The 23,491-nt window shown below is 41.1% G+C and carries 15 protein-coding genes; 4 read left to right on the forward strand and 11 right to left on the reverse strand.

The features are described from left to right. Window positions 1-45: 45 nt before the first annotated feature. From DW103_RS09815 to dgt, 3 genes are all read left to right on the forward strand, one after another. Window positions 46-903, forward strand: a complete 858-nt coding sequence (locus DW103_RS09815) for an enoyl-ACP reductase (protein ID WP_122275612.1) — start codon at window positions 46-48, stop codon at window positions 901-903. 68 nt (window positions 904-971) lie between these two features. Then, window positions 972-1,580: an L-threonylcarbamoyladenylate synthase gene (locus tag DW103_RS09820; RefSeq protein ID WP_122275613.1), complete on the forward strand. Its 609-nt coding sequence runs from the start codon at window positions 972-974 to the stop codon at window positions 1,578-1,580. A gap of 24 nt (window positions 1,581-1,604) precedes the next feature. Beyond that, window positions 1,605-2,930 carry a dGTP triphosphohydrolase gene (dgt, locus tag DW103_RS09825; RefSeq protein ID WP_122275615.1) on the forward strand — a complete coding sequence of 442 codons (1,326 nt, stop codon included), beginning with the start codon at window positions 1,605-1,607 and terminating at the stop codon, window positions 2,928-2,930. On the opposite strand, the gene rsgA is transcribed toward dgt, so the two are convergent. Together rsgA and frr are read right to left on the reverse strand one after the other, a co-directional pair. Continuing rightward, a complete protein-coding gene (rsgA, locus tag DW103_RS09830; protein ID WP_122275617.1) occupies window positions 2,931-3,863 on the reverse strand; it encodes a ribosome small subunit-dependent GTPase A in 933 nt (310 codons plus the stop codon). A 101-nt stretch (window positions 3,864-3,964) separates the two neighbouring features. After that, window positions 3,965-4,528 (reverse strand): ribosome recycling factor, encoded by a 564-nt coding sequence (frr, locus tag DW103_RS09835; protein WP_122275619.1) that lies wholly within the window; start codon window positions 4,526-4,528, stop codon window positions 3,965-3,967. 201 nt (window positions 4,529-4,729) lie between these two features. Here frr and DW103_RS09840 point away from each other — a divergent pair, with 201 nt between their 5' ends. Then, window positions 4,730-6,319, forward strand: a complete 1,590-nt coding sequence (locus tag DW103_RS09840) for a beta-N-acetylhexosaminidase (RefSeq protein WP_122275621.1) — start codon at window positions 4,730-4,732, stop codon at window positions 6,317-6,319. Between the two features lie 119 nt (window positions 6,320-6,438). Here the strand turns inward: DW103_RS09840 and DW103_RS09845 are convergent, their stop codons facing one another. From DW103_RS09845 to DW103_RS09885, 9 genes are all read right to left on the reverse strand, one after another. After that, on the reverse strand, window positions 6,439-8,658 hold the full coding sequence (locus DW103_RS09845; RefSeq protein WP_122275623.1) for a family 78 glycoside hydrolase catalytic domain: 2,220 nt from the start codon (window positions 8,656-8,658) through the stop codon (window positions 6,439-6,441). Window positions 8,659-8,778: 120 nt separating this feature from the next. Continuing rightward, window positions 8,779-9,909 (reverse strand): DUF4998 domain-containing protein, encoded by a 1,131-nt coding sequence (locus DW103_RS09850; RefSeq protein WP_158576684.1) that lies wholly within the window; start codon window positions 9,907-9,909, stop codon window positions 8,779-8,781. A 28-nt stretch (window positions 9,910-9,937) separates the two neighbouring features. Then, a complete protein-coding gene (locus DW103_RS09855) occupies window positions 9,938-11,203 on the reverse strand; it encodes a DUF5000 domain-containing lipoprotein (RefSeq protein ID WP_122275627.1) in 1,266 nt (421 codons plus the stop codon). A 27-nt stretch (window positions 11,204-11,230) separates the two neighbouring features. After that, window positions 11,231-13,186, reverse strand: coding sequence for a RagB/SusD family nutrient uptake outer membrane protein (locus DW103_RS09860; RefSeq protein WP_122275628.1), 1,956 nt, complete (start codon window positions 13,184-13,186; stop codon window positions 11,231-11,233). Between the two features lie 8 nt (window positions 13,187-13,194). Continuing rightward, entirely contained in the window at window positions 13,195-16,434 is a 3,240-nt protein-coding gene (locus DW103_RS09865) for a SusC/RagA family TonB-linked outer membrane protein (protein WP_370453475.1), read from the reverse strand. Between the two features lie 594 nt (window positions 16,435-17,028). After that, window positions 17,029-18,195 carry an MFS transporter gene (locus tag DW103_RS09870; protein WP_122275630.1) on the reverse strand — a complete coding sequence of 389 codons (1,167 nt, stop codon included), beginning with the start codon at window positions 18,193-18,195 and terminating at the stop codon, window positions 17,029-17,031. 2 nt (window positions 18,196-18,197) lie between these two features. After that, window positions 18,198-19,067, reverse strand: a complete 870-nt coding sequence (locus DW103_RS09875) for a carbohydrate kinase (RefSeq protein WP_122275632.1) — start codon at window positions 19,065-19,067, stop codon at window positions 18,198-18,200. A 71-nt stretch (window positions 19,068-19,138) separates the two neighbouring features. Then, window positions 19,139-21,019, reverse strand: a complete 1,881-nt coding sequence (locus tag DW103_RS09880; RefSeq protein ID WP_122275634.1) for a DUF4980 domain-containing protein — start codon at window positions 21,017-21,019, stop codon at window positions 19,139-19,141. Between the two features lie 26 nt (window positions 21,020-21,045). Then, window positions 21,046-23,337 carry a TonB-dependent receptor gene (locus tag DW103_RS09885; RefSeq protein WP_370453476.1) on the reverse strand — a complete coding sequence of 764 codons (2,292 nt, stop codon included), beginning with the start codon at window positions 23,335-23,337 and terminating at the stop codon, window positions 21,046-21,048. Window positions 23,338-23,491: the final 154 nt, after the last annotated feature.

Raw genomic sequence — 23,491 nt, forward strand, 5'->3', positions numbered from 1 at the left:
TGCACATTTTCCGTATATTTGTGCCGTTTAGTAAAAATAAAAGGTATGAGTCATAATTTATTGAAAGGCAAGCGAGGCATTATATTCGGTGCACTGAACGACATGTCCATCGCCTGGAAAGTGGCAGAGAAAGCCGTTGAAGAAGGCGCGGTTATCACATTGAGCAATACGCCTATTGCCGTCCGGATGGGACAAGTAGATGCCTTAGCTGAAAAATTGAACGCAACAGTTATTCCCGCTGACGCAACCAGCGTGGAAGACCTTGAGGCAGTTTTCTCTAAATCAGTCGAAATATTAGGTGGTAAAATAGATTTCGTTTTACATTCCATCGGCATGAGTCCGAACGTACGTAAGAAGCGGACATACGATGACTTGGATTACGATATGTTGAATAAAACATTGGACATATCTGCATTGTCTTTCCATAAGATGCTGCAAGTTGCCAAAAAACAAGATGCAATTGCCGATAATGGTTCGGTCGTAGCTCTTTCGTATGTAGCTGCACAACGTACATTTTTCGGATATAACGATATGGCAGATGCCAAAAGTTTATTGGAATCCATCGCCCGTAGCTTCGGATATATCTATGGACGCGAAAAAGGGGTGCGTATTAACACAATCTCCCAGTCACCAACATTGACAACAGCCGGTAGCGGTGTGAAAGGAATGGACCACCTGATGGATTTTTCAGAAAAGATGAGTCCGCTGGGAAATGCCTCAGCCGACGAATGTGCAGATTATTGCGTGATGATGTTCTCCGACTTCACCCGCAAAGTGACAATGCAGAACCTCTACCACGACGGCGGCTTCTCGAGTATGGGCATGAGCCTTCGTGCCATGAACCAGTATAGCAAAGGTTTAGAAGAATTTACCGACGAAAACGGACATATTATATACGGGTAATCGGTAACCCCTTATAAGGGCAGGAGCTACCTGCCCTTATTCATATAATAGAAATCAGGACAGGCAACATGTTAACAAAAATTTATCCGGAGAACCCCAATCCCAAAGAAGTAGACAAAGTAATCGACATTTTGCGCGACGGCGGTCTTGTTATTTACCCGACAGACACAGTCTATGCCATCGGGTGTGACGCCCTGAACGTCCGTGCTGTGGAGAAAATATGCCAGATAAAGGGGATTAATCCCCAGAAAAGTAATTTGTCTATCATCTGTTACGACCTCTCCAATCTGAGTGAATACGCCAAAGTTAGCAATACAGCCTTTAAGCTGATGAAAAAGAACCTGCCCGGCCCGTTTACTTTCATCCTGCCAACCAGTAGTGAACTACCCAAGCTATACAAAAATAAAAAAGAGGTCGGTATCCGTGTCCCGGACAACAATATCATCCGGACACTGGTAAAAGAATTGGGTAATCCAATCCTAACGATGTCTATACACGATGACGACGATGTGATAGAATATTCGACCGACCCCGAACTGATTGAGGAAAAATATGAAAACCTGGTCGACATTGTCATTGACGGTGGTTACGGAGGCACCGAAGCGTCTACCGTAGTGGATTGTACAACCGACGAATTTGAAATTGTCCGCCAGGGAAAAGGCGAACTTCTTTATTAATCCGGATTTATAAAAACAAATACGATGAATTGGAGCCAGCTTCTTTCAGGCAAACGTTTCGGTATGGAAGAATACCACGAACGTAAACACGAACGTACGGACTTTCAGCGGGATTACGACCGGTTGATATTCTCTTCTCCTTTTCGCCGCTTGCAGAATAAAACACAGGTATTCCCTCTACCGGGAAGCATCTTCGTACACAACCGTCTGACACATAGTCTGGAAGTTTCTTGCGTAGGTCGTTCGCTCGGTAATAATGTGGCAAAAGAACTCATCAAAAAGTATCCGGAAGGCAGCATCAACTTTCCTGAAATCGGCTCGATTGTTTCTGCGGCCTGTCTGGCACACGATATGGGGAATCCTCCTTTCGGGCATTCCGGCGAACGGGCCATCTCCGCTTATTTCTCGGAAGGAAACGGGAAAGAACTGAAAGAACGTATTCTGGAAGAAGGAGGACGTTATGACGATTTCTTGCATTTTGAAGGAAATGCAAATGCGATACGCCTGCTTACCCATCAGTTCATCGGTCGCCGTAAAGGTGGTTTTGCCATGACCTACAGTACACTTGCGTCTATTGTCAAATATCCGTATTCATCTGTTTATGCCGGCAAAAAAGGGAAATTCGGCTTCTTCCAGTCCGAAGAGGAGACGTATTTGCGCATTGCGCATGAATTGGGTATCCGCCGTAATCCGGAAGACGAGAATAAATTTGTCCGCTATCCGCTGGTTTACTTAGTGGAAGCGGCCGATGATATCTGCTATCAGATTATGGATATTGAAGATGCCTGTAAACTACATATCCTGACAACGGAAGAAGCGATTCATCTTCTCCTTAACTTTTTTGAAAAAGAACGTCTCGACCATATCACCCGCGTCATGAAAATGGTAGACGATACAAACGAACAGATTGCCTATCTCCGTTCCTGCATTATCGGCCTGTTGGTGGACGAATGTTCCCGTATTTTCTTGGAAAATGAAGAGGGTATCCTTAACGGTACCTATAATACCCCGTTGATAGAAAATATTTGCGGACAAGCAAAAGATGCGTATGCTACCTGCTCCCAGACAGCTTACAAAAAAATATACAGGGCTAAAGAAGTATTGGATATAGAACTGGCCGGTTACCATATCTTCAGCAATCTGATAGATACATTGACGGAAGCCGTTATGAACCAAGGACATGCCTACAGCAAACTATTACTGCAACGTATTCCTGAACAATACGATACGAACGAGCCTACTATTTACGGGAAAGTACAATGTGTACTGGATTATATTTCAGGCATGACGGACGTATATGCCCTCGATTTATACAGGAAGATAACCGGAATGAGCCTGCCTGCAGTATGATTAATATTCTTCCCGGTACTTGCTTTCCTGCTTGTCTTCCAGAATGCTTAGATAACTTTTATAGCGCGATTCGCTGATAAATTGTTCTTCTAGTGCTTTCAAAACTGCACAGCCGGGTTCATGTCGATGGGAGCAGTTATTAAACTTGCAATCATGGGAAAAATGGAAGATTTCCGGGAAATAATGAGCGATTTCCGCACCTTCCATTTCTATCGTCCCGAAACCTTTTATACCCGGAGTATCAATCAGATACCCTCCTTCCGGAAGTGGAATCATTTCAGAGAAGGTAGTGGTATGCATTCCCTTATTATGATATTCGGATATATCTCCGGTCCGTAAATTAACGCCGGGAATCAGTTTGTTGATAATCGTCGATTTACCGACCCCGGAATGTCCGGACAACAAGGTTATTTTATCTTTCAGTTCCGCTTTCAATTCATCCAAACCGACCTCTTCGCGGGCACAAAGTTTGGAACAAGGATAACCGATAGTCGTATACAGATGGATAAGCGCGTCCAACATCGCCTGGTCTTCGCCACGATACCGGTCTATCTTATTAAAAACAAGCTTCACAGGTACCCGGTAAGCTTCGGCTGTTGCCAGAAAACGGTCGATAAAAATAGTGGTAGTTATCGGATAATTAACCGTAACAATCAGCATTGCCTGGTCTAGATTGGCTGCGATAATATGGGATTGTTTGGACAGATTGGAGGCACGACGGATGATGTAGTTTTTCCTTTCTTCTATTTTGGTTATGAATGCGGTACCTTCTGCGTTAATATCAATTTCAACCTGGTCTCCGACCGCAACTGGATTGGTTGTACGAATATCTTTCAACCGGAAATTACCTTTTATCTTACTCTCTATATCACGTCCGTCATCCGTGCGGACCGTGTACCAACTTCCGGTATTTTTAATAACCAATCCCTTCATATAAATTATAAACTAAAAATTGAAAACTAAGAATTGAAAGAAGAACGCCTGAGAAGAAAGGATTGTTCATTCCAATTCTTAGTTTTCAACTTTCAATCATTTTAAACTGTCATTATTTCTTTTTCTTTTGCTGCATACAGTTCGTCTATTTTCTTAATAAACTTATCGTGTATCTTCTGAACTTCCGCTTCGGCATCTTTTTCCACATCTTCAGGGACATTATCAGTCTTAATACTTTTTTTCAATGCTTCGATAGCATCGCGACGGGCATTCCGGATACTCACTTTAGCTGTTTCAGCTTCCTGCTTGGACTGTTTTGCCAGCTGTTTACGACGTTCTTCGGTTAAAGGAGGAATGCCGAGACGAATCACTTCACCATTGTTCTCCGGCGTAATACCCACTTCCGAATTAAGGATAGCCTTTTCTATTTCTTTGATTAATGGCTTTTCCCAAGGAGTTATAATAATGGTCTTAGCATCCGGTGTGTTTATTGATGCAACATTCGAAAGAGGGACAAGACCTCCGTAATACATCACCTTAACGCCGTCAAGGATTTTCGGATTGGCTTTACCGGCACGGATGTGGGCCAATTGTTCGTCAAGATAATCAATAGCGAATGCCATTTTCTCTTCTGCCGCTTTTACATATTGCTTAGTATCTGCCATAACTAATTGAATATTTTTGTTTTCTGTTTTTTACTAAACAAAAGTAGTAAAGTTTTCGTATTTAACAAACTGTATGTCGAAGAAGAAAAGAAATTATTACATTAATGTCAAAAATATAAGTCATTCTATCATTTTTATACTTGCAGAAAGCACAGCAATCACTTTATTTGTATAATCATAAACATATCTTAAGTTTACTATATGAAAAAAGAAATTCTATCAATTTTGGTTCTATGGCTTGCTTGTTGCTGTATGCAAGCCCAATCCATTGCAGTTGTTCCCCAACCTTCGGAAATAACCAGTACATCCGCTCCGGTCATTTTAAAAAACGGAAAAGAGATTAAGGTTTATATCACACCTGAAGCACAATTGGAAAAGGCCTATATTTCAGATTTATTGCAAGAGATGAGATTGTCGCCCGTCTATGTTTCCAAAAATAAAAAAGCGCAGCTTGTATTGGAAATGAAACCGGGAGTAACAGGTAATCCGGAAGAGTATCTCCTGAACATTGGCCCTAAAGAAAAAAATCCGATTCATATCCAAGCCGAAACAGAAGCCGGTTTACGCTACGCCATGCAAACATTACGCCAATTGGTATATGAACAAAATGGAGCAGTCTGTTTCCCCGGATGTAAAATAAAAGACATTCCAGCCTTTTCGTGGCGGGCATTTATGTTGGATGAAAGCCGCCATTTCCATGGTATGGCTATCGTAAAAAATCTGTTGGATGAAATGGCACGGTTGAAGATGAACACTTTTCATTGGCATTTGGTAGATGACCCAGGCTGGCGTATCGAAATCAAAAAATATCCGCTTTTGACAAAAATCGGTTCCAAAAGAGACTTCTCCCACCGGGAGATAACACCAGCCGGATGGGATAGTATTCATTCGGAACGCACCTATTACACACAAGATGAAATACGGGAAATCATACAATACGCCGCTATCAGAGGTATCCGGATTATTCCGGAAATAGAAGTTCCGGGGCATGCGTCCGCCTCCATTGCTGCTTATCCTTGGCTTGGAACATCCAGCCGTAAAGAAGATAAACCGGTATGGGGAGATTTATACCAGGTCACAGACCCTAAGGTTGAACAATTTCTACAGGATGTACTCAGTGAAGTCGTAGCACTCTTTCCCTCCAAAATCGTACATATTGGGGGCGATGAGGCCGGATTCGTACACTGGCAGAATGACAAAGACATAACAGCCTTTATGAAAGCCAATAATCTACCTACCTGTTCCGATTTACAATTGTGGGCTATCAACAGGGCTTCGGCGTTCCTTGCTTCCAAAGGATGTAAAATGATTGGATGGAATGAAATTACAGGCGATAACATTCGTAATGAACAGCATGTTGAAGCCAGTAAATCCGAAAAATTGGCAGCAGGAACGATTGTTCAATTTTGGGATGGAGAGGTTAGTTTGGTTAACAAAGCAATACAAAAAGGATATGACGTTGTTAATTCAAACCGTCTCTTTACTTATCTGGACTACCCATATGATGCTATACCTTTGGACAAGGCTTACTCTTTCAATCCGATACCGGAGAATTTACCGGCTAATGTTTCCAATAAAATATTAGGTACAGGATGCCAGATGTGGGGAGAGTTCACACCTACGCCGGAACGGATTTATTTCCAGACATTCCCTCGCATAGCTGCCTATGCAGAGTGTGGATGGACTGAAAATTCCAAGAAAGATTATAAAGACTTTTGCAAGAGAATGCAAAAAATACAACAGATATGGGATAAGAAAGGCTATATAAATACACAGCCGTTATATAAATAAACAAATGTCCGTACGCTCATTCATAACATTTCATTTATAAGTAAAGTCTTTTCTCTTTAGAATGTGAGAGCATTCGGGAGAAAAGACTTTCGTTTATTTGTCAATAAATGGTCCTGCTTTTATTGCTTATGCAAACTACAATTAGATGCATTTTCTATTGTAACCTCATATCCTTCAGGAATATTCAAAGAATAAGAGATTACATTATCTTTCTTGACCCACTCAAGCGTTACATATTCAGGACCTACAGGTATCTTGCCTTTACAAGACTTCAAATCTGTATCCGTAAATTTAATTTCAATCTTTTTGATATTAGGTAAAATATTTTTTACCCCTAATATATCGCGATAAAAAACATGTGCAATATGAGAAGCAAAGCCATGATTACAGCTTGCCACAGTAGTCATGTTTTCCCACAATGTACCGGTTGTCTTCGCCATAATCAGATATTCATCGAGCGATTCATTCATCAGCTGACGAATATGACCATATCTCGACAGTATCTCCAGACGTAAATAGTTTCCTATAAATGCGTTCGCAAAATGAATTGAGGGATACGGATTATTTATTTTACGTTTTGGACCGAATTCATTTAATAGACGTTGCCATAACTCAGGATACAATTCAGGAGTCGCCACATTAAAATAGAAGGCATAGTATTGACAAACTTCTGTTTGATTATTTCTCTGAACCTCTAGTTTGCCATTCTTCCGAACAGCATTATCGGAGAAAAATTGACCATCGAACGATTGCTTACGTATTACCTTACGCACTTTTTCAGCCTCTTTCTTCAATGATGAATCATTATATATATTACCGGCTGCATCCAACATACCGGCATAAAGCATATTGGAGGGATAATTTACATCCTGAACAAAACTATTGGCAGCAGACCATTCCACAAAAACCCACTTATCTAGTTTCTCCAACAATCCATCTTTATTTTTAAACGGTTTGAAATATTCAATCAAATCATAGACTTTCGGCTTAAGAGCTTCAATCATCACCTTATCTGTACTCCGTTTTGCATATTCTTCCAATTCAAGAACAAACCACATCGCCCAATTTGGAATAAAATTATTATTCGGATGATCGCTCGGATAGCACATTGGCAACATTCCATGCGGAATATCCTTGAATGTATCAGGTAATAAGAAATTTTGTAAAAAGTTATGTTCTATCCATGTATAACCGGATAAATCAAAAGCAACCCGAGCACTAAAATAACTATCGCAAAGCCACCCTGCCCGTTCTCGCGAAGGGCAATCCATAAATATATCAAGGGCGTTCTGCCGAAATGTTTCACGAGCTGTTTCGAAAAGGAAGTTTAAACCAACATCATTCGATTCAAACTCGGCACGATGCACATCGCTATTTACATAACTACGCATATAAGTCATAAGGATATCTCCTTCCCCTTCTATCTTCGTTTTTAAATACTTCAATGTATAAGGCTCGAATGTTTCGAGAGTGTAATCTCCGGGCTGTAAATCATAGACAATATAGCTTTCTGTACCTAAGCGTTTATAATTCACGTCATTATTTGACAACAATTCATCAAAAAAGAGAGTAATCTTAGATGGCTTTTTCACCTTTACCGAAAGGCCGATAAAACCGGTACTATTGGAGGTAAACACATAAAGACTATCCGATATTTGCGAGGAACGAAGAATTGAATAATCCGGATATGGAACCCCTCTCGGTAAAAGTTTCTTCTCCGGCTGTATCGCGCAAGAAACCGGCTGGCCTTTATTCCATGAGGCATCCGTCATCCACTGATTATAATCAGATGACAAAATATAATACTCTGTAAAAGGACGCTGAAAACTAAAGCGAGGGACATCCGGTTTTCTCTGATTCAGTATATACGCCGAGAAGTCATCCGATGTTCCTGATGCAGTAATCACTTTATTTCCGGCTACTACTTCTGCCTGCAAAAAAGAAGGTTGGTCCAACAAATAATAACTGGGTGTATTATATCCGCTCACTTCTATGGAAACAATATTATCTCCCGGCTTCAATAAGTTTGTTATTTCATACGAATCTATACGATAATAATCATGAGCAGCGACACAAGGACCATGCGCAAGAAATTTCCCATTGACATACGCACGATAATCAGTAGAAGCCGCAATCTTTAAATTTGCACTTTCAATACTTTTCACATGGAAGACTCTACGAAACGAAACGGTCATATTCTGCTTCTTTTCATTCCCTTCCGGCCATATTGGTTTTGCTTTTACAAACGAACTCACTTCATTAAAAAGGAAATCATTACCTTTTACACTCACTGTTATCAATAGTGATAATATGGTTATTACAAATGTCTTTAAATTCATAATCGTAAAATTTAATTACACAAAATCTGGAACTTTAATGATTAAGAAGAAAATAGTTACCAACAACTACAAAGATAGCCATTGGTAACTATTAAACTATTTATCAGGCCATATTCCTACTTAATAGCCATAAGCATAGAATTCCATAAAACTAATATACGGAGAACCTGCTTTTGAATTGGGGAATACAAGAGCAATATAACGTCCTTTCGTTACTGCCGGCAATTCAATCATAAACTCATCACTACCATCATAAGTCGTAGTAACTGCAGGAGTTCCCCACGACGCATCCGGAGCATCAGCCGGCAATTCTTTGTCACTCACATAAACTTCAACATCTACAATATAACGCCAACCGGTATTTGATGAAGGAATAATTTTTAACGCAGTAGGAGCCTGAGATTCCTTCATATCAACGACAAATACTTGAGGAAACCCAGCACCGACTCTTGAATGCCAACCGGTTAAAGTATTCCCGTCGAATACCAGATATGGGAATCCGCCACCACCGTCACCCCAATCATGATTGCCATTACGTGCACTGGCCGTCCATGTATCTCTTGGGAACTGGTACAAGAACGGTTTACCATAGGTTGTCCAATCGAGCGAAACGGTATCTATGCCGTTAACCGGCAAAAAATGTGAACGATATTCAAACAGTTCACCCGGTTTTGCATCCGGACATTTCAAAGTTTTCTCCGTAGACGGAACTTTCACAATGCTATAGCTACCCGAATTATTCTTATAACGAACTTCCGTATAAACTAAATCTGTCGAGAGAGCCCCCCAATTAATGGTTCCCGTATAATTTCCATCACGTGTGGCTTCTTCAACGGCACGTTCCGTCAATGTTATGAAATAATTATCACCATACGATGTACCTGTAGCCTCACTGACAATAGAAGCATTTCCATCTTCATCAAATGTTTGTACATTGAAAGTATAGGTTCCTTCAACCAAATCGGGAATGCTAATCTCCACGATATCGGGTGCTTCCGTCAAATCAACCGACAGGGAATCTGTATAATTATTCCAATAAACCTTTGCACGGACAACACTCGGATCCATCGCTTTTAGCCAAGTAAGCTTCAAGCGGTTATATCCGGAAAAGACCTTCAGAGAATCGGCTTTTTGAGGATACTTATGTCCATTCAATTGCACAAACTCTTTATATATCGAATCTTGATCTTTACAAGAAAACATATTGACTACAATAAATATCGCCAATAGGATGTATATAGATTTCTTCATTTTCATAAATATTTAATTATCCATTTGACTAATTTTCTACCTTTTGACCCCAGAAAGTAAACTCTCCGATAATGATTTGCCCTATCGATGCATCAGTTCCATAAGTAGCAAACGTCGACGTCACCTTGAAACGGAGGTAAGATACCGGCTGATGTGGGTCTGGAGTTTCTTCCGAAGGAGCTAACTCAAATTCCGTTTTATTATACCAATAATCCTTGTCTTCGTCCGTAATAGTCCCGACTTCCCGGCCTTCACCATAACCGGAAGGCTTAAATTGTTCAAATTTCCCAATCAAATGCCAGCTTTCATCAAAACTGCCATCCGGGTTAGGATTCGTACTGCCATATACTTCGATTGTACGCGGAGCTGTTCCCGAATATAATTCATAATCATTTCGCGGCCATTTTTGGATACGGCTAATTGAAGCTTTATAGCCCAAACTAATCGTAAACCATTGAGGCATCGGACCGGAATGTGAGGTCGCATAAAAACCACCTCTCAAGTCTCCATCCCACAGACGATGAATACCATATCCACTTTCATTACCTTCCGCAACTGTAAAATAGTCGGTTGGAAGATTACCATTCGTATAAGTATCTTTTGATAGTTCAATCTCCTCAATAGGAGTCAACTCTTTAAATATTGTATCGGAATGATTATCCCAACGGTCTCTTAGAAAAGCTCCGTAAATACGGGTTTCTGCAGCCAGATTACGTCTTGTTAAGCTAATCGACTTTGCAGAAGTATGGAAAGTAGTGACATCAGCCCATTTAATCTCCGAAGGTTTTAAATTGATATCGGAAAGGATTGTATCAACCAAAACTCCTACTGCCAAATCAGCACCGGAATGATTATCTTCCAGTTTTACGACTACTCCGCCGAAAGTTTCTGCAATATCGAATTTTACAGCCTGGACAGGAGGTGTTAAAGGATTAACCGTTACAACTACCGGTTCAGAAAGCTTTTCATTCACACCGAGGCTATATACTTTAATATCCCGGGGTTCCGTATTTCCAAATCCTTCCACCGCCAAAGTGTCCACATATTTAGAAATCTTAGTTTTACATTCTTCACCGTTACGAGTATATACAGCCATTGCTCCCATTAGATTTTTATCATTAGGAACCTTGACTTTTATAACCGCCCCTCCCGGAGTATTTGTAATACCGACAACCTTCAATGCGGCAGGAGCAGGAGCCGATTCGTCTATCTGGTCTATTCGGCCAAGCTCGCTACATCCAAAATAGATAAATGTGGAGACGGCAACCATTAAAAACAATATTATCTTTTTCATAATTTATCACATTTATAAGATTATACATTACCAGCCTAAATTTTGCACCAAATTCGGATTCTGCTCTATTAGGCTAGTCTGAATAGGCCAAAAATAATCTTTCAATCCAAAAGTCTGGTCAGCAAGCTTAATCAACTGATAATAATCAGCCGGCTTACTTGCCGTTACCTTATATCCATAGATACCTTTACTATATTCAGAAGGAGCTTCTTTCCAGCGACGCAAATCCCAAAAACGTTGTCCTTCAAATGACAATTCAATTAAACGTTCGCGATGAATGATTTCCCGCATACCGAGCTGCGTTTCATATTTACCCGGTGTATTACTATATTTATCCCAAGCGGTTTTTATATCAGGGATATTAGCCCTTTCGCGAACCAAATCTATATAATTAAACATATCTGAACTATGTGCACCATTCGGACCTTCCGCCTCATTTATAGCTTCTGCATAAAGCAAATAAAGATCTGATAGTCTAATCATCGGCCATGGATAATACACATAACTATATCCGGTTGCCGAAGTCTGGCGATTCTGATAATGTACATACTTTTTCAAGAAATACCCCGTAACAGGTCCCCAGTCATATCCTTTCTTAGCCTGATGTCCGCCGACACGGCAAGCAATCCAGAACAAATCACTCGGAAGCGGATCGTTCATGGCTGATTTTTGTCCATACCATTGACCTCCGTCAAATCCCAACCAAGCATAAAATCTCGGTTCACGATTGAAATTGAATTCTACTGTCGTATAATCCTGGCGGATATACCAACGGTTTGCGTAATCCCCGTCACGCAATGCCAACGGATTGACCCCTTGCCAACTCTTATCATACTCTATCGGCAAACCGTTATTCGTGTAAAATTCTTCCGCTACTTTATAGGGAGCTTGTATGTGTGAATATAAAGAAGGCATATCCGGATAATCTACCCATTGTAGATTCGGAGAAGCACACTTTTGTATATTCTCATTCGCACCTTTAGCCGTATGAGTATTTCCCCAAATAATTTCAGGATTCCATTTCTCCGTAAATGCATTCCTCAAATTTAATTCAACACGGATTGAATCATTCAAGCGAAGATTTCCATTGTAATAATAAAGCTCAATATTTGCCGATTCACAAATATCAATTGCATTTTTACAAGCTTCCATGGCATAAATCCAACGTGCTTTTACTTCTTCATCCGATTTATTCGTATCAAACAAATGTACACCTCGGTTATCAACTATAGTTGCCTGGTCTTTATTGTTATTAAACAACGGACTTGCTGCAAAAACAGCGATTTTTGCTTTTAATGCAGCTGCAACCGGCTTGGTGATACGTCCCAATTCATCACGACTCTGAGTTACATAAGGTAAATCAGGAATTGCTTCATCCAATAATTGCAATACATAGTTATAGCAAGAATCTATCGGATCCCTATATACACGAACCTCATCTATAGAAGCGTTTATAGGAAGATTTTCTTTTATTATTGGAATTGGCCCCCATTTACGCATCAAATGGAAATGGTAGTAAGCTTTCAAAACCTTTGCTTCAGCTATCCACTGAGTTGCTTCCCAATCCGGTAAATCCGGAACGCTTTTCGCATTTTCTATCATGATATTGCAGCATCGGATTCCTTCATATATACCGGACCAATCGTTCCCGTATGGCGAGGATGCACCTTGAAATCCACGAGCTATATTAAATAAAGTCCCATTAAAAACACCACCGCTTTCACGCCGATCATAGATAGTCCATATTTCATCACCTGTTACCAGACCATGGTCTTTATCCAAATCACCGTCAGAAGTCAGAAAACCGTAACAAGTATACAAATAACGGATAGCTGTCGTACGTAAATTAAAAGCAGTTTCCAGTGTAGCTATTCCATCATCCGGCACAATATCCAAATAATCACTGCATGAAAAGAATGTCAGTAAACCAGCCAATGCCACAACCAGCTTCTTTTCTCTTATTTTATTCAATATATCTGACATAATTGTAATTAATTAAAAGTTAAATTAATACCGAAATTAAATACTCTCTGGATAGGATATCCAAGGCCGTCACCAGCCATTTCAGGATCCCATAACTTAAATCTGCTCCAACAGAGAAGATTTGTTCCGCTCACATAGAATCTCAAATTGCTGACATGATACTTTTGCAACAATTTTTCGGGAAGAGTATATCCTAATTCAACTTGTTTCAGACGCAAGAAAGAGCCGTCACGCATGAACCATGTACTAGTCTGTGTATTATTCTTATTTATAGAAGGACTTAATCTCGGCCACAATGCATATAAATCTTGATTATCTTCCGACCAATGGCTATCGGCATAAGCCTTTAGCAACTGAGTTTGGTCTTGGAATGGTGAGGTATTCGCAGCATTTATCCAGAAAGATTCATTCCCCAGCCCTTGGAAAAACACAGATGCGTCAAATCCTTTATAACCGGCAGAAAGACCGAAGCCATAAATAATTTCGGGAGATGTCGGATTACCGATAGGAACCATATCTGCTTCCGTAATCTTACCGTCGCCATTTACATCCGTATATTTAATATCACCACCGCCATATTCGCTTCCAAAATCTTGTATCGGAGAGTTCGCCGCTTCTTCATCATCTAAGAATAAGCGTTCAGCAATATATCCCCAAGTTTGTTTCAGCGACTGGTTTACATGCGAACGCCACCATTCTTTATATTCCGGTTCTTCGTAAATCTTATACTTACTTGTCGAATAAGTAAAATTAAAACGAGCAGAAGTCCAAAGATCCTTTGTCCATACTTGCTGATAATCAGACTGAATATCAATACCGTGTGCCGTTGCTTCACCGATATTGGCTTTTACCTGTGCTTGAAGGCCCATCGTTGTTGGAATAGCCGAACGAGCCATTAAAATTTCTTTTCTATGTTCGGTAAAATACTCTGCGATAATATTCAATTTATTAAACAACCCCAGTTCCACAGCATAATTCTGTTTAGTGGACTTTTCCCAGGTTATATGGTCATTTGCATAACGGTTAATACGGATACCGGCACCGCCGACACTGGCATTCTCTCCGAAATAGGCACCTCTATCCCCATCGTTCATATTCACATCCGACAAATAGAAGAAACGGTCTGTTGATTCACCAATCTGGTCGTTACCGACCAAACCATACGAATAACGCAACTTCAAATTACTGACAACCGGTTTGAAACGTTCAAAAAAATCTTCATTCGAAATCAACCAACCCAAACCGGCAGAAGGGAAGAACCCCCAACGGTGGTTTGCCGAAAAACGTTCGGAACCATTATAACCGAAATTAAACTCTGTAAAATATTTATTGTTGTAAGCATACGTAAAACGACCTGCTAAACCGACATTTCGAGAAGGCAACGACAATTGCAGAGAGCCTTGATTAGCAGCCAGATATTCACGGGTTGTAAAAACCATCAAACCACTTACCGCATGTTTTCCAAATTCACGATTATAATTCAAATGAGATTCAGTATACAAGGTCGACGTAATCGTTTTGTCGCTCTCCGAATAACCTAAATATTCCGTACCGTCATCATTGATACGCTCCAAGTGATACTCTCCGGTATAACTATCATAATCAGACATAACATACCAGAACGGATTATAAGAACGGTTTACACTGTAATTCGACAAACGGGATATATTAACCATTGCCATAAAAGAAAGACCTTTCGTAATAAAGTCCAATTTCTGGTTTACATCCACAGCTGCCAACATTTGCGAACGGTTACTATTCTGATAGCCGCGAACCATTTCCGCATAAGGATTTCGATAACCGCCTGTACCATAATTACCGAACATGATATGTTTCGTGTATTTAAAATCCTCATCTGTCGGATAATAGGCTGGAAAAAGTACTGGATTGGAACGTACAATCATTTTATAAACCTCAGTACCACCTTGCAGAGGACCGGTATAATCATCAAAGTTCCCTGTCAGACGGATACCCAGTTCGGTCGTTTTCGTTACGTTTATATCGACATTGGCACGTAATGTATAGTTTTTAGAAACAACGTTATTATTGAAACTGTTACGTTTGTCAACTTTCAAAATACCATTATCACGAGTAAAACTGGCCGCTACATAATATTGAGCAACTTTACCACCACCCGATACATTCAAATTACCACGATAACTATTAGCATGGTCTTTAAACAACATCTTGTACCAGTCATTTGCCGGATAAATATATGGACTTGAACCGGGTTTCAATGTGTTTTCTATTTTATCCTGAGAATAAGGCAGCTCCCCTAAAGGATTACGCGTCAACACCGCTTCATTATGAGCTTTCATAAAAGTAATCGGATCTGCCATTTCCACATTATCAGTCGGTTGAGAAATAGAATTCTCCAAACGGACAAACACTTTAGCCGGTCCCTCTACACCACGTTTTGTTGTTACGAAAATAACACCGTTTGCACCGCGAGCACCATAAAGAGCTGTTGCCGTAGCATCTTTCATGATAGAGAAACTGGCAATATCATCAGGCTGCAAACGAGCCAAATCGGTCGATGTTAATTCGATATTATCAATAAGAATTAACGGATTTGTATTTGCACCGAAAGTCGTGATACCACGAACAAAGAAATCCGCATTATCTTTTCCGGGTTCTCCGGTACGTTGATAAGCTATAACCCCCGCCAAATTACCGGCAAGTGCGGTTGTCAGGTTACTTGAAGGAATCTTCAAGTCGGCAGGACTGACCGTTGTAATAGCAGCAACCACACTTTCTTTTTTCTGTTTTCCGAAAGCAACGATTGTCACCTCGTCCAATTCATCAGCTTTGGGTTTCATTGTAACGACCAGCTCTTTTTTATCCTTTATCGTGACAATCTGGTCTTCCATGCCCAAATAAGAAACAGTCAATTTCTCTCCGATAGAAACACTAATTGTAAATGAACCATCAACATCCGTAGCGACACCTCTGGTTCCTCCTAAAATAATTATATTTGCTCCGGGAAGTGGTTCTCCCATGTCATCTAAGACCTTACCTTTCAATTCAAAAGCTGCTTGATTTTGTTGTAGCTTCATAGTACTTGCTCCAACTTTAACCTCCGAGCTTGTTTGATTCCCTTTTTCCTGCTTACTATTCATAATAACATTTGTACCGGTCACTGTTTTAGTTTCTGTAGAAGCAACAGACACAGTATAACTCGGGATACACAGAATAGTCAGGAGTACAGCTTTTTCAATTAATTTACTGTATGTAGATTTATTCATCATATTGATATTAAGTTAAACAAAAAAAATGAGTTAATTCATTCAAAATCAGGAATTCACAGCGATACTTTATCCTCTCCCATAGGCATTCTATTTATATTATTTAAATTAGTTCTTGTGGAACTATGTCGATACCAGAGATACTTTTTATGTGTTAATATGTATATAATCAAATGATTACATAATTTCGAGTTCGCACAGATATTTGTTGAATGATTAAGATAAAGAGGTCGACGTAGAAAATTTTTGAAGCTATATTTAGATTAGTGTCAGTTTTATTATATTAAAAATCATTTTTATAACTGTCATATTCTTTACATCTCATATATTTGCGATATTTAACAACTTGAATCTAATCGACATAGTTCCACAAGAACTAATATACTTTTGGTATAAAAATTTCAAAAAAAAGGAAATAACACACAATATGAAATTTTAAAACATCCTTCTTACTTCCGATGATTTCTACTTATTTTTCCGGTATACCCACAGACAACAACAGACATCAAGTACAAACACAAAAAAAACAGCTATAATAACAAATATTTATTATAGCTGCTAGTAACTCATCATGCGCGTTTAACGCAAAACTATCTATTAGCGTTGTCTTAACTTGGCTGACAAGATTAACAAATACAACACTCCTACCGCCAATACAAGTAAAGCTCCCGCCTGTGAATGAACGGCATCCGAAGCAAAACCCATCAACAACGGAAAGATTGTTCCGCCGAACAGGCCCATTATCATCAGTCCGGACACTTCATTCTGCCGTTGCGGCATTGAAAGCAAGGCTTCCGAAAACAGAATGGAAAAAACATTCGAATTGCCAAAACCGATTAAAGCGATACAAACATAAAGCAATACTTTCGTATCGAATAACAGGAAGCCGGTCATTGAAGCTATCATGCAAACAATACTTATGATAAAGAACTTTTTAGCCGACCAATGCGCCAAAATGAATGAACCGGTCAAGCATCCGACCGTACGGACAATAAAATACAAACTTGTCGCAAACGCTGCCTGATGAAGATCCATTCCCAACCGCTCCATCAAAATTTTCGGAGCAGTCGTATTTATACCCACATCAATACCTACATGGCACATGATACCTACAAACATCAGCAGAATAAAAGGATTACCCAGCAAAGCAAAACATTCGCCATAAGTAGACGGTTTCCCTTCCGGCTTTTCTTCTTCTATATGTGTTGCCCCCAAGAAGAAAATAGCAATTATCGCGATTACCATATAAATAGGGAACAGTACCCGCCAGCCTAATCCCATCGAAGGAATTGCCTGGGTAGCCCCCCACATGGCAATATAAGGAGCCAGGAACGAAGCAATCGCTTTTACAAACTGGCCGAAAGTCAGGCTACTTGCCAACTTATCACCGGTAATGATATTCGACAACAACGGATTCAAAGAAGTCTGCATCAACGCATTTCCAATCCCTAACAAAGAGAAAGAAACCAACATTAATATATAACCATCTCCAAAACAAGGAAGCAACAAAGAAGCGAATGTCACAATCAAACTCAGCATAACCGTTTTCTTACGCCCAATCTTATTCATCAACATTCCCGTAGGGACGGAGAAGATAAGGAACCAAAAGAAAACCAGCGACGGAAAGATATTCGCTTCCGAGTCCGTCAGGTTCAAATCCAGTTTTACATAATTAGAGGCAATGCCCACCAGGTCAACAAATCCCATGGTGAAGAACACCAACATAACCGGGATTAACTTCAAATAGATACTTTTCTCTTTCATAATCAGTCTTTATTAGAATAGGGAGGCCAAGCTCCTTCTTGCGTGCAAACAAATGCGGCTGTTTCAACAGCAATCCGGTGAGCTTCGCGCAAAGATTTACCCGCCAAAATGGAGTAAACAAACGCACCGGAAAACGAGTCACCCGCACCAACCGTATCGGCAACTTCAACCTTCGGTGTGGGAATTTCCGACTTTTCCCCGGCAGTATAAATGGAACTATACCGGCTACCTGCCGTCAATATCATATAACGCAAGCCGTAACGTTCAATCAACTGGCGGCATGCCATATCTTCATCTTCGGACAAATCAAACATTTTGCGCACCAGCAATAGTTCTTCATCATTGATTTTAAAAACATTCGCCTTCTCAAGCAAACTATTTATCAGCTCTTTGGAATAATAGGACTGACGGATATTAATATCGAAGAAACGCAAAGCATCCTCCCGGGCATACGAAAGCAGCGTATGGATAGTCGTACGAGACTCCGGAGAACGTTGCGCCAATGTGCCGAAGCAAATAGCATCAGCCTTTTTCACCAGATTAATAGCCTCCTGTGTCAAAGGAATATGGTCCCAGGCAACCCCTTCTATAATGGTATAAGTCGGGATACCTTCTTTCAACTCGACCATGACGCTACCGGTCGGGTATTCGACCGTTCCGAGCGAATGGCAAATGCCGTTCTTATCCAGCTCCTGCACGATTTCAGTGCCGAACACATCATTTCCGACGGCACTGACAGCATAGCCTTCAGCCCCTAATTGAGTCGCATGATATACAAAATTAATAGGAGCACCACCAGCTCTTTTCCCTGTGGGCAATACATCCCAAAGAAGTTCACCGATCCCGACAACTACCGGTTTATTATCTTTCATGATATCTAGATTTTATTATGAAACAAATATACGTTTTTATCAGTTTGAATGAAATTAAATCCATTCTTTTCTCACATTCCTAATGCATACAACTTACAAGCATTGATTTTAAGGGCTCCATCCTGACTGTAGAAACTCAGGCTATTGTACGGTTCATTCGGGAAAACCAGGTTCGTCATTGCCACCTTGCCTCCGTCCAGGAAGATTTCGACGGAACACTTATCCACAAATATACGTAATGTATGTTTATCTGTATCAGACAGCGGTCCCCAAGTAGCCAAAGCAAAGTCGTCGACATAATTAATCGAATTCTTTACACGGTTATCATGCGCTTCCTTCTCGTGGGGGATACTATTCTTTCCGAAATCGACAATACCGCTATGAACCCGGTCCATCACCAGTTTCTTTTCTTTCAGGTCGAGATAAATATCCACATACTCGCCTTTTCCGTTTTGCAGCTTAAAACCGGCACGGCCTGCATCGGCCGACAAATCAAGGTCTATTTCCATCGCCCCGTCATTATCGGCAAACAATGTATCAATCCTCAATTCCTTTCCCTTTTCCACGGAAAACGCAGGAACTTCCTTTGCTTCACGCCTGAGGGCTTCCAGTTCTTTTACGGGATTGACAGCCAGATAAATGTCTTTCCCTTCGGAATACATCGTCAACTCGCGTGGCAATGCGTTCGCACTTCTGAATTGTTGTGTCGGAACAATATTGGCATATTGCCAATTGCTCATCCAAGGCATTGCGATGACGCGTTCGCCTGTGTTGGAGAAACAAACCGTTGCATAATGGTCTTTCCCCCAGTCCATCCATTTCACAACATCCGGCTGTGTATCACAAGTAAACTTCGTTCCGTCAAAGTCTCCGATAAAATATTGTGTAGCAGAGCCGCCAAACAAGCAACCGGGGTTGATATTGACAATCAAAGCCCATTTCTTATTATTTCCGTCACCATCAACCGGCAACTGGACCATATCCGGACATTCGAACTGGCTGGGCTGCACGCCGTATCCATTTCCAAAAGCACTCATATACGTCCAGTCCTTCAGGTTCGCCGACGAATAAAACCGCATTTCCTTGTCGGCCGAAACAATCATCACCCATTTCTTTTCCGGTTCGAACCAGAACACTTTCGGGTCGCGGAAGTCTTTCAATCCGTCAAAAGGAGTCAGGACAGGATTCTTCTCATACTTCGTAAACGTACGTCCATTGTCCTTACTATAGGCCATACACTCTATCTGCCCGTATTTATCACTGGCGGAAGTATAAAAAGAAACAATATTTCCGACACCATATCCAGCCGTATTATCCTTGTCCACAATCGAACTTCCGGAGAAGATATGCCCCATTGTATCACGGGCAATTGCTGCCGGAAGATGTTCCCAATGAACCAAATCGCGACTCACCGAATGTCCCCAGTGCATATTTCCCCAGACAGAACCATAAGGATTATACTGGAAATACAGATGATACTCGCCATCTTTGTAGACCAGCCCATTGGCATCGTTCATCCAGCCATAAAGGGGAGTATGATGGTAAATCGGACGGAATTTATCACGGTTGGAAGTATCGAACGTATCGGACAATTGGATTTTTTGCCAGCAAACAGCCTCTTTCGGAGTCTTACGGATACGTACCACCGCTTCTTTCACACCTGCGGGAAGTTCAAACGGTACAAAATAGTCCACTTCCTTTTTTGCCAGACGAACATCCATATCCGTATCCCCCGGATTGCCGGTCAACAGGCAGACTTGTCCCTCCGAAGCATGTTCTTCCACCGGGAGCAACAAATATTTAGTCGGATTGGTAATATGGAGCAAAGTGAGCGTATCGCCCGATTGTTCCAGTTTAAACTCACTTTTCCCGGAAGGTTGGCAAGAAACCAAAGCTAAAATGCCCAATCCCATAACGAGACTCTTACTGATTTTTGACACAGTCGTTTTCATCTTATTGAATAGTATTTATTTGTTCGTTAAAAAGTAATATTTGCACTAAATTCCACCGTGAAAGGACGGATATAGCTACCTGCCATCCATTCTCCGTTATGTTTGTAAGCATCCTCCTTCTTATCCAGCTCGGCTCCGGAGATGCTTCCCCGCGCTCCTGTCTGGTTCAGGATATTGACAACCGTAGCACCCAAGCTCAAATACTTGTTTACCTTATAATTCACACCACCGAATGTTTCCCAACGGCCATTGAAATAATAAGCATTTTCAATATTCGCATACGTTTTACTAAAATAGCGTGCACTCAACCAGATACGAAAATCCTTGTATGTATAGCTCGGATCTATCTCTATCAATATTTTCGGTATTTCCGTTACAATATTACCCGTGGCATTAATACCCGAATAACTCCCGTCACTGAAAGAGACACCGGTTTCATATTTCTTGTAAGTCGGGTTCTGATAAGTGAACAGGAAATGCAAGTCGAATCCTTTGAACAAATTGGCAATCAAGTCGGTCGTCCATCCTAACGTCTTGATGTCATAACTAAGCGGAGCCGCGTTAATATCGCGCTTATCATTCGGATTTATCAGGTTCAACGTAGAGTTATTATTCGTCTTTCCTATATAAGAAAACAGGGATGTGAGGCTCAACCAGCTATTATTGAAATAGACTCCGGCGCGTCCCAGCGGGATGGATACCTTATCCGTATTCGGCAGTTCCGAAGGAGCGAAGCTGGAAATAGCCGGATGTTGTGTATTATAAGTAAAATCACCGGTGAAACCGAACTTTTTCGTCAGTTTATAAGTCAAGGCGAACGTGTAGACCTGATTAAACCAGTTATAATCAAAATCCTGCGGGGCAACTGTTCCGCTCTGCCCGTTCTTATCATAAGCAGCTCCGAGATGATAGCCGGGAAAACGTCCCAGCACACTGTCGTTTCTCAGATAAATGGCCGCATTCTGTCCATGCATTTTCTGATACTCGAAACGCGCTCCGTAATACACATTCAACTTCTCGTCAATATCCCAATCGTGACTGAAGTATAGGGCCAGCTTATTCTCATAACCTTTGTAATACTCGGAAGCGTTTTTATTGAAATCATAAAAGACACCACCCGTATATCCTTCCTTTACAAGACGTTGCGGATATTCCTCAATCGTATGGTCATACATCGTTGTGTTGGAGGCATAATCTATCTTATAATGCCATTGGTTCAAACCGATGCGCCAAGTCCCGTTCGCATATTCGCGCGAAAGCTCGGAAGTCAGGAACGACTCATCTATATCTCCCCGGTTCAGGCACGACATGCGACTCTGTACAATTCCATTATAAGCCTTCAGATTACCTTCCGTGTCGCGGAGCTGATACCCGTTTTCCGCCCCCACCTGGCTGATGGACATTGGCGTCTGATAGACACACGAACCTAAAGCATGGTCATATTTGGCATTCACAATCCATTTCAAGCCGTTGTCCCATTTATAGGCATGATGGATACTGATTTGATTTCCCCTATTCAGGGAAGCATCGCTTAGTTTTGTCTTTTTCACCTCCCCCGTACGCATATCCATATAAAGCATATTACCGTCGGTGGGCAGATAAGAACTCGTTCCCAACTTAAAACCCGGTATTTCCTTCACGCTGCCGTCTCCTACATAAATAAAGGGAGCGCTTGTAGCGGCATTGGAAAGAAAGCGGCTATTGCTGTAATGGTAAATGACACTGAGTTCTCCCCGGTTCTGATTGTAGCGTTTTGTCAAGGCCGCTTTATAAATTTGCGTACGGTCCTGGTCGGTAGCAAACCGGAGTTTGAAAGTTCCGGGGTCGAAAGCCTGGTAGATACTTCCGCTATAATACCAGCCTTTTCCGGCATTACCGCTGATATTGATGTCCACCTGTTGTTTGCCGAAATGGTTCGTATTGTAATTTACTTTTCCCTGAAACTTATCCGTTCCTAATTGGGTGAACGAATTGACGGCATATCCGATATTCCCGGTTGTAATCGCTGTTTCCGAAATCTTCATCAGCCCGATATGCGACAAGCTGCCGTCTCCGCGCCAGTGCGTATTGACATTATGAGGATTGGAAGAATACACAACCGGCAGTCCGTTCTCCAATACATTGACATCTCCACCGGGAAGGCCGATAGAAATCTCACGGGGTCCGTTAGCACTGGATGCGTTCAGCATCACATTACGGCTATTCGTTTCTTTCGAGTTTTCTTTGCCGGCCTGTATGGCATCTTTTGCAGCTTCCTGCGCACAAACGGCAGAAGCGAGTGTCGTACCGATAATAAATGTAAGGACAGACCTTTTCATGGTAACAGTTTTCATATCGAATGTTTTTAAATGTTTGCTTGTGGCTATAAATTTTACGGAGGCAAATGTAGAGGCATTCCCAAAAGGGGACGATAACAAAACGAACAAGTATTATCACATTTGTCGCATGAGAAAAAATAGTGATAAGTATAAG

Source organism: Parabacteroides sp. AM08-6, assembly GCF_003473295.1.
Lineage (GTDB): Bacteria > Bacteroidota > Bacteroidia > Bacteroidales > Tannerellaceae > Parabacteroides.

Bases quoted from the DNA above. Each gene is read 5' to 3' on its own strand.
- DW103_RS09815 (WP_122275612.1), top strand. From the start codon at position 46: ATGAGTCATAATTTATTGAAAGGCAAGCGAGGCATTATATTCGGTGCA.
- DW103_RS09820 (WP_122275613.1), top strand. From the start codon at position 972: ATGTTAACAAAAATTTATCCGGAGAACCCCAATCCCAAAGAAGTAGAC.
- dgt (WP_122275615.1), top strand. From the start codon at position 1,605: ATGAATTGGAGCCAGCTTCTTTCAGGCAAACGTTTCGGTATGGAAGAA.
- rsgA (WP_122275617.1), bottom strand. From the start codon at position 3,863: ATGAAGGGATTGGTTATTAAAAATACCGGAAGTTGGTACACGGTCCGC.
- frr (WP_122275619.1), bottom strand. From the start codon at position 4,528: ATGGCAGATACTAAGCAATATGTAAAAGCGGCAGAAGAGAAAATGGCA.
- DW103_RS09840 (WP_122275621.1), top strand. From the start codon at position 4,730: ATGAAAAAAGAAATTCTATCAATTTTGGTTCTATGGCTTGCTTGTTGC.
- DW103_RS09845 (WP_122275623.1), bottom strand. From the start codon at position 8,658: ATGAATTTAAAGACATTTGTAATAACCATATTATCACTATTGATAACA.
- DW103_RS09850 (WP_158576684.1), bottom strand. From the start codon at position 9,909: ATGAAGAAATCTATATACATCCTATTGGCGATATTTATTGTAGTCAAT.
- DW103_RS09855 (WP_122275627.1), bottom strand. From the start codon at position 11,203: ATGAAAAAGATAATATTGTTTTTAATGGTTGCCGTCTCCACATTTATC.
- DW103_RS09860 (WP_122275628.1), bottom strand. From the start codon at position 13,186: ATGTCAGATATATTGAATAAAATAAGAGAAAAGAAGCTGGTTGTGGCA.
- DW103_RS09865 (WP_370453475.1), bottom strand. From the start codon at position 16,434: ATGATGAATAAATCTACATACAGTAAATTAATTGAAAAAGCTGTACTC.
- DW103_RS09870 (WP_122275630.1), bottom strand. From the start codon at position 18,195: ATGAAAGAGAAAAGTATCTATTTGAAGTTAATCCCGGTTATGTTGGTG.
- DW103_RS09875 (WP_122275632.1), bottom strand. From the start codon at position 19,067: ATGAAAGATAATAAACCGGTAGTTGTCGGGATCGGTGAACTTCTTTGG.
- DW103_RS09880 (WP_122275634.1), bottom strand. From the start codon at position 21,019: ATGAAAACGACTGTGTCAAAAATCAGTAAGAGTCTCGTTATGGGATTG.
- DW103_RS09885 (WP_370453476.1), bottom strand. From the start codon at position 23,337: ATGAAAAGGTCTGTCCTTACATTTATTATCGGTACGACACTCGCTTCT.